This window comes from Pseudomonas sp. F2 (genome assembly GCF_057174385.1).
The window spans coordinates 3,640,076-3,652,156 of sequence record NZ_CM169904.1 but is presented as its reverse complement, the minus strand read 5'-3'; the positions used below and the strand labels follow the sequence as shown (position 1 = coordinate 3,652,156).

The following is a 12,081-nucleotide window of genomic DNA, read 5'->3' as shown; positions in this document are numbered from 1 at the left end:
CAGGACGAGCGGACTCGACTTCCAAGCAATTTGTGCGCCGCCGCGTCCGCTGCGCGACGTTGTTCTTATCCTTGAACCTTAGTCATCCACAGCGGTTTTGGGGAAACCGATTGAGCAGTTTTTTCATTGCCTGCGAAGACATTTTTACTAATTTTCGCCCGTCCGGGCCTGCGCCACCATCGACTGCACAATAACGTCCAAGGAGCATTCGACGTGTTCGAACTTGCAGAGTGGCAGCGCCAGGCCGGTGCCTTGAAGTTTCCCGATCGAGCCGTGATCAACGGCCAGCACTGCGCCGCGCAATCGGGGCAGACGTTCGCCGCGATCAACCCCGCCACCGGCCAGTTGCTGGCCAATGTCGCGGCCTGTGGCGGGGCGGATGTGGACGCGGCGGTACGTAACGCGCGACATGTGTTCGAGGCCGGCATCTGGGCGCAACGCCCGCCCGCCGAGCGCAAGCAAGTGCTGCTGCGCCTGGCCGAGCTGTTGATGGAGCATCGTCAGGAGCTGGCCCTGCTCGACTCGCTGAACATGGGCAAACCGGTGATGGACGCCTACAACATTGATGTGCCGGGCGCCGCCGGGGTGTTTCGCTGGTACGCCGAAAGCATCGACAAACTCTACGACCAGATCGCTCCCGGCGCCGTCAATGTGCTGGCGACCATTACCCGTGAAGCACTGGGTGTGGTGGCAGCGGTGGTGCCGTGGAATTTCCCGTTGGACATGGCCGCGTGGAAGCTTGCGCCAGCGCTGGCGGCGGGTAACTCAGTGATCCTCAAACCGGCCGAACAATCACCGTTTTCCGCGTTGCGTCTGGCCGAGCTGGCACTGGAAGCGGGCCTGCCACCGGGCGTGCTCAACGTGTTGCCGGGGCTTGGCGAGCAGACCGGCAAAGCCTTGGGCCTGCACGCGGATGTCGATTGTCTGGTGTTCACCGGCTCGACGCAGGTCGGCAAATATTTCATGCAGTACTCGGCGCAATCCAACCTCAAACAAGTGTGGCTGGAGTGCGGTGGCAAGAGTGCCAATCTGGTGTTCGCCGATTGCCGGGATCTGGACCTGGCGGCGGAAAAAGCCGCTTTCGGGATCTTCTTCAATCAGGGCGAAGTGTGTTCGGCCAACTCGCGACTGTTGGTCGAGCGTTCGATCCATGATGCGTTTGTCGAACGCCTCAAAGCCCAGGCCGAGCGCTGGTTGCCGGGTGACCCGCTCGACCCGCAAAGTCGTGCCGGAGCGATCGTCGATCACCGGCAGACGGCGAGCATCATGCGCGCCATCCGCGAGGCCGGGCAGGCGGGTGCGAGCCTGGTGTGTGGCGGTCAGCAACGGCGCTTCAACGGCTCGGACAACTTCATCGAGCCGACGATCTTCACCGGCGTGAGTGCCGACATGGCGTTGTTTCGCGAAGAGGTGTTCGGCCCTGTGCTGGCGGTGGTGCCGTTCGATGATGAAGACGCGGCGGTGCGCCTGGCCAACGACAGTGTGTACGGGCTGGCGGCGTCGCTGTGGACCGATGATCTGCATCGCGCACACCGCGTGGCGCGAAGGCTGCGGGCGGGCACGGTATCGGTCAATACCGTCGATGCGCTGGACGTGACCGTGCCGTTCGGCGGCGGCAGGCAATCGGGCTTCGGCCGCGACCTGTCGCTGCACTCGTTCGACAAATACACCCAGTTGAAAACCACCTGGTTTCAGTTGCGCTGAGACCGCGTAGACCCTATCGCTGGCAAGCCAGCTCCCACAGGTTTTGTGGTGTCCACCCATTCCGGGTACACCAACGATTACTGTGGGAGCTGGCTTGCCAGCGATGGCATTCTCCCAGGCAGTGAAAATTCCTGGCTTGCACCGACCGTGAGCATCCCTGCCAACCCCGCGCTTTTGCGGTGCACGCTAAGCAGTTTTTTCATCATTTGCTGCCAACAATTTCCTGATTTTCCTCAGCCCGCACATGGGCCACCATCGATCTTGCCAGCCCGGTGGTTCACGCCAGCGTCCAGCAGAGACCGCAGTGTGGATTCACATCATTGGTGCTGGCCGTACTGCCCATGACAAAACTAAATCAACAGCGTCGGGAGTGCTCCATGATCAAGTCCTTGTGTCTCCGTCTCACCCATCCACTGGCGATCACCGCCCTGGCGGCCACGGTCGCGACCGGCGCGCAGGCCGGCACCTTGTCCATCGGCCATACCACCTGGGTGGGTTATGGCACGCTGTATCTGGCTCAGGACCTGGGCTACTTCAAGGAAAACGACCTGACCGTCGAATTGCCGGTGGTCGAAGAAGCTTCGATGTACATGGCCGCACAGGCTTCCGGACAACTCTCCGGTTCGGCCTCGACCATCGACGAAGTGCTCAAGTACCGGCCGCAGTTCTGCTTCAAAGCCGTGGCGGCGCTGGATGACAGCCATGGTGGCGACGGCGTGCTGGTGGGCAAGGACGTGAAGTCGTTGCAGGAACTCAAGGGCCAGGCCGTGGCCGTCAACGAAGGTTCGACCTCGCAGTTCTGGCTCTCCTATCTGCTGAAAAAGAACGGCATGAAAATGAGCGACATCACCGTGCAGAACATGACTGCCGACGATGCTGCCACCGCGTTCATTGCCGGTCGCGTGCCGGCCGCCGTGACTTGGGAACCGCACCTGTCGATGGTGCGCGACAAGCAGCAGGGCAAAGTGCTGATCGACAGCAGCAGCACGCCCGGGGTGATTGTCGATGTCGTGGCGCTCAACTGCACGGTGATCGAGAAGCAGCCCGAAGACGTCAAGGCGCTGGTCGCCGGTCTCTACAAAGCGGTGCAATACACCAAGGACCATCCACAGCAAGCCTACGAAATCATGGCCAAGGGCGTCGGCGGTTATCTGTCCGATCCGAAGGAACTGGCTGCTGCAGCGCAAGGCGTGCGTTTCTACGATCAGGCCATGAGCGAGAAGCTGCTGGGCAAACCGGGCGCGCCGGGTGACAGCGCACCGCTGATTAAACTGGCCAACGAAACCGCCAGCGAATTGCAGGGCAAGCCCTATAACGTCAGTAACGACGATCTGGTGGATAACCGTTTCGTCAGCCCGCTCTAGGAGACTGGTCATGTTCAAGCGCAATTCATGGCTGAGTCGCTGCATCACACCGAAGACCGGCTTGCCGGTGCCGGTGGTATGGAGCGCCAGTGGTCTGGCCTGGGTGTTGCTGGTCGGGCTGTGGGCCGGGCTGTCCTACGGCGGCATCGTCCCGGGGATGTTTCTGCCGACGCCCGGCGCGGTGGTTGAAGCCGCCGTGCGCCTGAGCCGCGACGGCACCCTTGGCACCCATGTGTGGGCCAGTGTCGAAGTGGTGATGGTCGGGTTCATCGTCTCGTCGCTGGTGGCGGTGCCGCTGGGGTTGCTGATGGGCAGCTTTCGCATCGTCCAGGCGTTTCTCGAACCGCTGGTCAACTTCATCCGTTACCTGCCGGTGACCTCGTTCGTGCCACTGTTCATCCTGTGGATTGGCATCGGTCTGGAACAGCGGGTATCGGTGATCATCTTCGGCGTGTTCTTCCAGCAACTGGTGATGATCGCGGATGTGTCCAAGGGCATCTCCAAGGACCTGATCAACGCCTCTTACACGCTCGGTTCCAACCGCCGCGACGCGGTGCTGCATGTGATCGCCCCGGCCTCGGTGCCCGGCGTGCTCGACACCTTGCGCGTGACCATGGGCTGGGCCTGGACCTATCTGGTGGTGGCCGAACTGGTCGCTGCGTCGAGCGGCCTCGGTTACCTGAGCCTGAAAGCCATGCGCGGTTTTCAGGTCGACGTGATTTTCCTCGCCATCGCGATCATCGGCCTGCTGGGGCTGGTCACCGATCAACTGTTCCGCTTTCTCCGCCTGAGGGTTGCCGCATGGGCTCAGTAACTGCCGCCAATCATCGCTTTACCGAATCGCGCGCTGCGGCGCCGCAAGCCGCCCCGCGCCTGCAAGTGGACAAGGTCAGCCTGCGCTACAAAAAGCCTGATGGCGGTACGTTCACGGCGCTGGAACAGGTGTCGTTCGAGGTGCCGGATCAGCAGTTCGCGGTGCTGGTCGGGCCGTCAGGTTGCGGCAAATCGAGCCTGTTGTACCTGACCGCCGGCCTCGCCGAGCCAACCTCAGGCGAGATCTACGTCGGCGGCCAGCAAGTGCAGGGCCCCGGTGCCGATCGCGGCATGGTGTTCCAGAGCTACACACTGTTTCCGTGGCTGACGGTGCGGCAGAACGTCGAGTTCGGCCTCAAGCGGCGCGGCATGCCGGCGGCGCGGCGTAAGGAAATTGTCGATTACTACGTCAACGAAGTCGGGCTTGCCGGGTTTGCTGACAATTACGCCAAGCAACTCTCGGGCGGGATGATGCAGCGTGTGGCGATTGCCCGGGCGCTGGCCAACGACCCGCAGATTCTGCTGATGGACGAACCGTTCGGCGCCCTCGACAGCCAGACCCGTTTGCAGATGCAGCAGTTATTGTTGCGGGTCTGGGGCAACAGCAAGAAGACTGTGTTGTTCGTCACCCACGATATCGACGAGGCGATCCTGCTGGGCGACCGGGTCTATGTCATGGGCGCCAAACCGGGACGAATCAAGCAGATCCTCGACGTGCCGATCGAGCGTCCGCGCTCACTGGACATGGTAATGGAGCGCTCGTTTATCGACATGAAACGGGAGATTTTCGGGTTGTTGCATGACGACCTGGAAGAAGTTCATTGATCGCATGAGTCCCCTGTAGGAGCTGCCGCAGGCTGCGATCTTTTGATCTTATCCTTAAAAAAGTCAAAAGATCGCAGCCTTCGGCAGCTCCTACAGCGGTAATTGGTGATCAGGGAGCAGCGGGCAGCAGAAACCGCGCAATCACCGGCAGATGATCGGAAATGCGCAAGGTATCGTCCTGGCGCACGCTCGCTTCGACCCGTTTGATTTTCGGGCTGTAGAACAGGTAGTCGACGGTGCGATCCGGACCGTTGAGGCCGGGGTCGTTGGGGTAGTGGGTCAGCCAGTGGGCGCGGTCGACGCCGCTGGCCTCGTTGTTGGTCGGGATCATCGGGTACTTGTCCCATAACAGGTGCAGGGCGCTGTCGATGGAATAAGGCGTGCGCTGCTCGGCGGGCAGGCGTTGATACTGGCCCAGCGGCAACAGGTTGAAGTCACCGCCGATCAGCCACGCCAGGCCCTGGCTCTCATACTTGTCGAGCACCTTGGCCACCGCCGTCACTTGCGCCTGCAAGGTGTCGTCGGGTTGGCTGGCGCGATCCAGATGGGTGTTGAATACCGTCAGTTGCCCGCCGTCACTCAGCGGCAGCTTGGTGGCGAGCAACGCATCCTTGGGTGCGAACTGTCGAGCGATGATATTCGCCGGCGGCACCGGTAATTGCAGGCGTTCGGCGTGTTCGATGCGGTAGCGGCTGAGGGTCGCCAATTGCCGGCCAACGCTGCCGAAAATATGCGGGTCGGGAACGAAATCGGCCTTCCAGTCGAACGCGTGAGCGCTGCACGGGTAGAGGTCGGTGACCCGCTCCTGCAGCAACTTGAGCTGGTTCTGGTAATCACTGGCCTTGGCGCCGTCATCCAGTTCCTGCAGCAGCACCACGTCGGGCTGCTCGTCCCGGATCACCCGCGCCACCTCGTCGAGGCTGAAGGCCATGTCTTCCGGGGTTGGCGCTTCGTCGGAGCCTTGGGCGAGGTCGTTCCAGAACACGTAGCGCTTGCCCGCCAGGTACTGCACGTTCCAGGTCATGACTTTCAGTGCCTGCCCGGGCACCAGTGTCGGTGGGGTGCCTATGCAGGTGACCGGCAAGGTTTCGCGCGCGCCGGGGCGCCAGGTCAGGCTGTAGATCAGCCCGCCGATCAGGGCGATGGCGAGCACAATCAACAATAGGGTGTAGCGCAGCAGACGGGGCATGGCTCGGCTTATCGCGTTACAAAAGTGCTTGCGAGCATACCCGACCGCAGACGCTTGGCCCAAGTCTCCTGAAGTCAGACTGCTCCGCTACGTTTGTCAGGCAATTCGCTGATCAGCATGAACAGGCGGAACAGCACCACGCTGGTGAACAGCTGCAGGAAGCTGTGCGCACTGTCGATCAGTACCGCGATCAGCGGATTCTGCGGGTCGGGGTACGCCGCCAGGGTCGCGCCCTTGAGCAGCCACAACGGCCCCATCACACACAGAATGCACAGCAGGATCCGCCAGAAATGCCCACGGGTCAGGCGCAGGCTTTCCTTCATCGCCTGCAACGGCCCCATACCGCGCAACACCAGCAGGTACTCACCAAATGCGAGCATGACCATCAGCATCAAGCCTGGCAGGAAATACAACGACAGCCCCAGCAGAATCAGCAAGGTATTGAGCGCCGTGAGCAGAGCGAAACGCGGCCACAGGCGCGCGGACATCGCCAGCAGATCGAGATTGCGCGGAGCTTCGCCGCGGGTGCGGGCGTCGAGAAACAGGATCAGCGCGGCGGTGTACAGCGGATACACCAGCAGACCGACCACCACGCTGGCGGCGGAGAAACTGTCCGGGTCGGTGACGTGATCCACCACTTGCTGCAGCGCCGCCTCGAAGATCACCAGCGGCAGGCACAGCTGCACGATGCTGCCCAGGTGGCGTTTGAAAAAATACAGTGAGTCGCGCAGTACATCGAAGGCATTCATCAGTCGGTATCGCAGGTGGAAAACAGTGGCTCACTTTAACCGATGATGCGTGGGCCGACACAAACGTAAACATTCGGTAAAGGTCGTTGAAACATCCTGTCACTGCCTCCATTACAGAGGTGCGCCATGTCCGCAGTGGGCACGGGCAACGTTATCCCCGGCAATCTACGAGGTCGCCATGAACAGCGAAGAGCAAACCCTGATCGATGGACTGTTTTCCCGGCTGCAACAGGCCGAAACGGAGGCAGCCCCGCGTGACGCCCAGGCCGAGGCGCGGATCAAGGAACACCTGGCCCGCCAGCCAGCGGCAGGTTATTTCATGACCCAGGCGATTCTGGTGCAAGAGGCGGCCATCAAGCGCCTCGACGAACAGAACAAGCAACTGACCCAACAAGTCCAGCAGTTGCAGGCTGAACTGCAAGCGGCCAAGTCCCAGAGTGCGGCCCCGGCGCCAAGCGGCGGTGGCGGTTTCCTGTCGAGCATCTTCGGCGGCAGCAGCTCGCGTCCGGCGCCGACCCAGAGCGCTCCGGCCTCCACCGGCGGCTGGCGTGAACCGGCACCGCAACAGAACTATGCGGCGCCAGCGCCACAACAGAACTATGCCGCACCACCGCCCAATTACGCGCAGCAAGCCGCCCCGGCGGCGGGCAGCAGCTTCCTCGGCGGCGCCCTGAAAACCGCCGCTGGCGTGGCCGGTGGCGTGATGTTGGCGCAGGGCATCAGCAGCCTGTTCCATCACAACCAGCAGCCTGAAGAAATCGTTGAAGTGATCAAGGAAGAACCGGCGCAGGTGGCCGACCAGAGCGGCAACGACTGGGGCAATGACCAGCGTGTGGCCGATAACGGTTTCTCCGGCAATGACCAGGGCGGGTTTACCGACACGGACTACAGCGATGACAGCTCGTCGTTTTTCGATGACGACGATTCGTTCGTCTGAGTAATAAGCCGCCAGTATCAAACCTGTGGTGAGGGGATTTATCCCCGATGGAGTGCGCAGCAGTCCCATTTTCGGGGCCGCTGCGCTGCCCATCGGGGATAAATCCCCTCGCCACAGTCCACCATCCGTCTGGAGTGGTGGGTCGATTATTCGCGCCACCTTCCTGTGGGCTGGCATACTGAGCGCCTTTTTCGGGCCTGGCGCCTGATCCCGCTTCGTGCGCTATGCGCTCACAGGAATCCCGGTGAAAAAAATCGCAGTGTTCGCCGACGTGCAGAACCTCTACTACACCGTGCGTCAGGCCTATGGTTGCCATTTCAACTACGCCGCGCTGTGGGCGGATGTGAGCAAGCACGGGCAGATCGTCGAGGCCTATGCTTACGCCATCGATCGCGGCGACAGCAAGCAGCAGCAGTTCCAGCAGATCCTGCGCAACCTCGGCTTCACCGTGAAACTCAAACCCTACATCCAGCGCAGCGACGGCTCGGCCAAGGGCGACTGGGACGTGGGCATCACCCTCGACATCATGGACGCCGCCGACCACGTCGACGAAATCGTCCTGGCCTCCGGTGACGGTGACTTCGACATGCTGCTCGAACGCATCATCAGCAAGCACGGCGTACAGGCAGTCGCCTACGGCGTGCCCGGGTTGACCGCCAACTCGCTGATCCGCGCCGCCAGCCGTTACGTGCCGATCGAAGGCGCGTTGTTGCTGAAGAATTAAGCTGAAAAATTGATTTGAACGGAGTTGAACCCGGTTTGGAACGCATTGCAGTCATCGACTTTGAAACCACCGGCCTGTCGCCGAACAGCAGCTGCCGCGCCACGGAAATCGCCGTGGTCATGCTGGAAAACGGCCGTATCGTCGAGCGTTACCAGAGCCTGATGAATGCCGGTGTGCGCGTCCCTGCGTTCATCGAGCAACTGACCGGCATCAGCAACGCCATGCTGCGTAGCGCGCCTGCGGCGGAGCGGGTGATGGAAGAGGTCAACGAATTCGTCGGCTGCACGCCGCTGGTGGCGCACAACGCTTCGTTCGACCAGAAATTCTGGGACTTTGAACTGGGACGGATCAAACGCACCCGTCTGCAGAACTTCGCCTGTTCACTGCTGCTGGCCCGGCGCCTGATGCCCGCGGCACCCAATCACAAGCTCGGTACGCTCACCGCATTTGCGCGCCTGCCGCACACCGGCCAGGCGCACCGGGCCATGGCGGATGCGGAGATGGCGGCCAACCTGATGGCGCATCTGGCGGATGAACTGCGCAGCAAGCACGGCGTACGTGAGCTGAACCATGACTTGCTGTGCAAATTGCAGAAAGTCCCGGCGGCCAAAGTCAGCGAACACCTGCAGCGCTACCGCTGATCCCCAGCCCGACACAGAACCCCTGTAGGAGCTGCCGAAGGCTGCGATCTTTTGATCTTGCTTTTAAAAGTCAAAGTCAAAAGATCGTCCGAACGCGGCCCGAACCTTCGGCAGCTCCTACAGTGGATTTGTGGTTGGCCCGAACTATTTGCCGTTGGCTTCTATATGGCTCAGCGGCACGCGCTTCTCGATTGCGCTGGACAACACAATCGAGGTCTTGCTGAAGCCAAACTTCGCCACGTGATTGATCAGCTCCTCCAGTTCGGTCATCGAGCCCACCGCGCCCTTCATCATCACGCATGGATCGCCGGTCACACGGAAGCACTCGGTCAGTTGCGGGATTTTCACCAGTTCATCGTAGACCTTCTGGCTGCCGTTCTGGTGCAGGCGCAACTCGATCATGCACTGGATCGGCAAACCGATTTTCGACAGGTCGATGTTCGCCTGGTACCCGGTGATCACGCCGGACGCCTCAAGCTTGGCCACCCGTTCGGCCACTGCCGGGGCGGACAGGTTCACCTTGCGCGCCAGATCGGCGTAGGACGCGCGACCGTTTTCCAACAGGGCGCTGAGCAGCATGCGGTCGTATTTGTCCAAGGCCGGACTCCTGAAAATGCCAGACTTTCGAAATCACGGCTTATCCCGTCGATCTCCGTTGTTTCAAAAGTGTACCGGCGCGATAAACAGGTTTTGTAACTTATTTTTGCTCGCGGGCCTTTCTAGAATAATCCTCACCCTGCCTTTGACTGTCGAGCTGCCCATGCCTGCCTTGCGCCGTTTTTCCTTGCCGTTGATCGCCGCGTTTTTCGCGCTGTATGTGATTTGGGGATCGACCTATCTGGTGATCCGCCTCGGCGTCGAATACTGGCCGCCGCTGATGCTCGGCGGGGTGCGCTTCGTGATTGCCGGCAGCCTGATGTACGCCTTCCTGCGCTGGCGTGGCGCGCCGGCGCCGACCTGGGTGCAGTGGAAAGCGGCGGGGATCATCGGGATTCTGTTGCTCAGCTTCGGTAACGGCGCGGTCAGTGTCGCCGAGCACACGGGTGTGGCGTCCGGCGTGGCGGCACTGGCAGTGGCGACCGTGCCGTTGTTTACGTTGTTGTGCGGCTATTTCTGGGGCGCGCGCAATACGCGGCTGGAGTGGGCCGGGGTGGCGCTGGGAATTATCGGCATCGCCATGCTCAACATGGGCTCCAATCTGCAATCGAGCCCGCTGGGCGCGGCGTTGCTGATTTTCGCGGCGGCGACCTGGGCCTTCGGCTCGGTGTGGAGCAAACACCTGCCGCTGCCGCAAGGGGCGATGGCCAGTGCCGTGGAAATGCTGGTGGGCGGCGTGGTCCTGCTGATCGGCAGCGCGGTCAGCGGCGAACACCTGAAAGCCCTGCCACCGGTGGAAGGCTGGCTGGCCCTGGGGTATCTGATCTTCTTCGGCTCGATCATCGCCTTCAATTCCTACATGTACCTGCTCAAACACGTGCGTCCGGCGGCGGCCACCAGCTATGCCTACGTCAATCCGGCGGTGGCGGTGTTGCTGGGGATCGTGTTTGTCGGCGAGACCATCGGTATGGAAGAAGCGCTGGCGATGCTGGTGATCATCAGTGCCGTGGTGCTGATCGGTCTGCCGCAATGGCGGCGGCCGGCGCAGCCGCTGGTCGTGGAGCCGCCGAAGACCGCCGTTCCAGCAGAACCGCGTGTGAATTAGGGTAAACTGCGCGCCATTGCACCCTTGTTTTGCGCAACCGCGCTGATTTTTCCTACGGTACTCCCATGACTTTCGCCACCCTTGGCCTGATCGAACCCTTGCTGCGCTCCCTTGAGAAGCTCGGCTACCAGACCCCGACGCCAGTCCAGGCGCAAGCCATTCCGGCCGTGCTGGCCGGTCGCGACCTGATGGCTGCGGCCCAGACCGGTACCGGCAAGACCGCCGGTTTCGCCTTGCCGCTGCTGCAGTTGCTGGCCATGGAAGGGCCGAAAGTCACCGCCAACTCGGTGCGTGCGCTGATTCTGGTGCCGACCCGCGAACTGGCCGAGCAGGTGCACGAATCGGTGCGCCAGTACGCGGAAAACCTGCCGTTGCGCACCTACGCGGTGTATGGCGGTGTCAGCATCAACCCGCAGATGATGAAACTGCGCGGCGGCGTCGACCTGCTGGTGGCAACCCCGGGCCGTCTGCTCGACCTGTTCCGCCAGAACGCGTTGAAATTCAATCAGCTGCAAACCCTGGTACTCGACGAAGCCGATCGCATGCTCGACCTCGGCTTTTCCGAAGAGCTGGCGAACATCTATCGCGCGCTGCCGAAGAAGCGTCAGACGCTGCTGTTCTCCGCGACCTTCTCCGATGACATTCGCCTGCTGGCCGGGCAGATGCTCAACGATCCGCTGAGCATCGAAGTCAGCCCGCGCAACGTGGCGGCCAACACCGTCAAACAGTGGGTGGTGACGGTGGACAAGAAGCGCAAGCCGGAACTGTTCGTGCACCTGATGCGCAAGAACAAGTGGAAGCAGGTGCTGGTGTTTGCCAAGACCCGCAACGGCGTGGACGCGTTGGTGGAAAAACTCCAGGGCCTTGGTGTGAACGCCGACGGTATCCACGGCGACAAACCGCAGGCGACCCGTCAGCGTGCACTGGATCGTTTCAAACTCAGTGAAGTGCAGATTCTGGTGGCGACCGACGTCGCGGCTCGGGGTCTGGATATCGAAGATTTGCCGCTGGTGGTCAACTTCGACCTGCCGATCGTGGCCGAGGATTACATCCATCGCATCGGTCGTACCGGCCGTGCCGGTGCAACGGGCGAGGCGATCTCGCTGGTGTGTGCCGATGAAGTGAACATGCTCTCGGCCATTGAGATGCTCACCCGTCAGACCTTGAAGCGTCAGAACGAACCGGACTTCGAACCCGAGCACCGCGTGCCGGAGACCGATGCCAGCGGTCAGGTGATCAAGAAGCCGAAGAAACCGAAAAAACCGAAGACGTCCGGTGGCGGTGGCGGCAAGCGCAATCTCGGCAAGTGGGTCGACAGTGGCGAAACTCAGGCACCTGAGCCGTCGATCAAGCCTGTGCGTAAAGTGCCGGTGTTCAATACCGGGCCGCGCAAGCGCAAGCCTTGATGATGTGGCATCGCTAAGGACACCTTC

The 12,081-nt window shown here is 61.6% G+C and carries 12 protein-coding genes; 9 read left to right on the top strand and 3 right to left on the bottom strand.

Annotation, left to right across the window (positions count from 1 at the left end; genetic code table 11):
* Positions 1-213: 213 nt before the first annotated feature.
* From AC193Q_RS16395 to AC193Q_RS16380, 4 genes are all read left to right on the top strand, one after another.
* Positions 214-1,704 carry an aldehyde dehydrogenase gene (locus AC193Q_RS16395; RefSeq protein ID WP_131671562.1) on the top strand — a complete coding sequence of 497 codons (1,491 nt, stop codon included), beginning with the start codon at positions 214-216 and terminating at the stop codon, positions 1,702-1,704.
* Positions 1,705-2,081: 377 nt separating this feature from the next.
* Positions 2,082-3,068 (top strand): ABC transporter substrate-binding protein, encoded by a 987-nt coding sequence (locus AC193Q_RS16390; protein WP_483878616.1) that lies wholly within the window; start codon positions 2,082-2,084, stop codon positions 3,066-3,068.
* A 10-nt stretch (positions 3,069-3,078) separates the two neighbouring features.
* Positions 3,079-3,882: an ABC transporter permease gene (locus AC193Q_RS16385; protein ID WP_041065113.1), complete on the top strand. Its 804-nt coding sequence runs from the start codon at positions 3,079-3,081 to the stop codon at positions 3,880-3,882.
* Positions 3,870-4,706 (top strand): ABC transporter ATP-binding protein, encoded by an 837-nt coding sequence (locus AC193Q_RS16380; RefSeq protein ID WP_041065116.1) that lies wholly within the window; start codon positions 3,870-3,872, stop codon positions 4,704-4,706. The genes AC193Q_RS16385 and AC193Q_RS16380 overlap by 13 nt, the downstream gene beginning before the upstream one ends.
* Before the next feature lie 109 nt (positions 4,707-4,815).
* On the opposite strand, the gene AC193Q_RS16375 is transcribed toward AC193Q_RS16380, so the two are convergent.
* Together AC193Q_RS16375 and AC193Q_RS16370 are read right to left on the bottom strand one after the other, a co-directional pair.
* Complete coding sequence (locus tag AC193Q_RS16375; RefSeq protein ID WP_483878615.1) at positions 4,816-5,895, bottom strand: endonuclease/exonuclease/phosphatase family protein; 1,080 nt, start codon at positions 5,893-5,895, stop codon at positions 4,816-4,818.
* Between the two features lie 74 nt (positions 5,896-5,969).
* The gene (locus tag AC193Q_RS16370) at positions 5,970-6,644 is read right to left on the bottom strand and encodes a YciC family protein (RefSeq protein ID WP_047296744.1); all 675 of its coding nucleotides are present in this window, start codon (positions 6,642-6,644) and stop codon (positions 5,970-5,972) included.
* A gap of 178 nt (positions 6,645-6,822) precedes the next feature.
* Between AC193Q_RS16370 and AC193Q_RS16365 the strand changes: the two genes are divergently transcribed.
* From AC193Q_RS16365 to AC193Q_RS16355, 3 genes are all read left to right on the top strand, one after another.
* Positions 6,823-7,581, top strand: a complete 759-nt coding sequence (locus AC193Q_RS16365; RefSeq protein WP_483878614.1) for a DUF2076 domain-containing protein — start codon at positions 6,823-6,825, stop codon at positions 7,579-7,581.
* A 244-nt stretch (positions 7,582-7,825) separates the two neighbouring features.
* Positions 7,826-8,305, top strand: coding sequence for an NYN domain-containing protein (locus AC193Q_RS16360; protein WP_041065128.1), 480 nt, complete (start codon positions 7,826-7,828; stop codon positions 8,303-8,305).
* A 35-nt stretch (positions 8,306-8,340) separates the two neighbouring features.
* Positions 8,341-8,946: a 3'-5' exonuclease gene (locus AC193Q_RS16355; RefSeq protein ID WP_047296741.1), complete on the top strand. Its 606-nt coding sequence runs from the start codon at positions 8,341-8,343 to the stop codon at positions 8,944-8,946.
* Positions 8,947-9,090: 144 nt separating this feature from the next.
* Here the strand turns inward: AC193Q_RS16355 and AC193Q_RS16350 are convergent, their stop codons facing one another.
* Positions 9,091-9,543: an Lrp/AsnC family transcriptional regulator gene (locus AC193Q_RS16350; protein ID WP_041065134.1), complete on the bottom strand. Its 453-nt coding sequence runs from the start codon at positions 9,541-9,543 to the stop codon at positions 9,091-9,093.
* Positions 9,544-9,706: 163 nt separating this feature from the next.
* Between AC193Q_RS16350 and yedA the strand changes: the two genes are divergently transcribed.
* Both yedA and rhlE1 read left to right on the top strand, forming a co-directional pair.
* Positions 9,707-10,648, top strand: a complete 942-nt coding sequence (gene yedA, locus AC193Q_RS16345; protein WP_047296738.1) for a drug/metabolite exporter YedA — start codon at positions 9,707-9,709, stop codon at positions 10,646-10,648.
* 65 nt (positions 10,649-10,713) lie between these two features.
* Positions 10,714-12,054 (top strand): RNA helicase RhlE1, encoded by a 1,341-nt coding sequence (gene rhlE1, locus AC193Q_RS16340; RefSeq protein ID WP_047296736.1) that lies wholly within the window; start codon positions 10,714-10,716, stop codon positions 12,052-12,054.
* Positions 12,055-12,081: the final 27 nt, after the last annotated feature.

Excerpts from the sequence above, each read along its gene's own strand:
- rhlE1 (WP_047296736.1), top strand. The coding sequence starts at position 10,714 with ATGACTTTCGCCACCCTTGGCCTGATCGAACCCTTGCTGCGCTCCCTT.
- AC193Q_RS16375 (WP_483878615.1), bottom strand. The coding sequence starts at position 5,895 with ATGCCCCGTCTGCTGCGCTACACCCTATTGTTGATTGTGCTCGCCATC.
- AC193Q_RS16365 (WP_483878614.1), top strand. The coding sequence starts at position 6,823 with ATGAACAGCGAAGAGCAAACCCTGATCGATGGACTGTTTTCCCGGCTG.
- AC193Q_RS16390 (WP_483878616.1), top strand. The coding sequence starts at position 2,082 with ATGATCAAGTCCTTGTGTCTCCGTCTCACCCATCCACTGGCGATCACC.
- yedA (WP_047296738.1), top strand. The coding sequence starts at position 9,707 with ATGCCTGCCTTGCGCCGTTTTTCCTTGCCGTTGATCGCCGCGTTTTTC.
- AC193Q_RS16380 (WP_041065116.1), top strand. The coding sequence starts at position 3,870 with ATGGGCTCAGTAACTGCCGCCAATCATCGCTTTACCGAATCGCGCGCT.
- AC193Q_RS16370 (WP_047296744.1), bottom strand. The coding sequence starts at position 6,644 with ATGAATGCCTTCGATGTACTGCGCGACTCACTGTATTTTTTCAAACGC.
- AC193Q_RS16385 (WP_041065113.1), top strand. The coding sequence starts at position 3,079 with ATGTTCAAGCGCAATTCATGGCTGAGTCGCTGCATCACACCGAAGACC.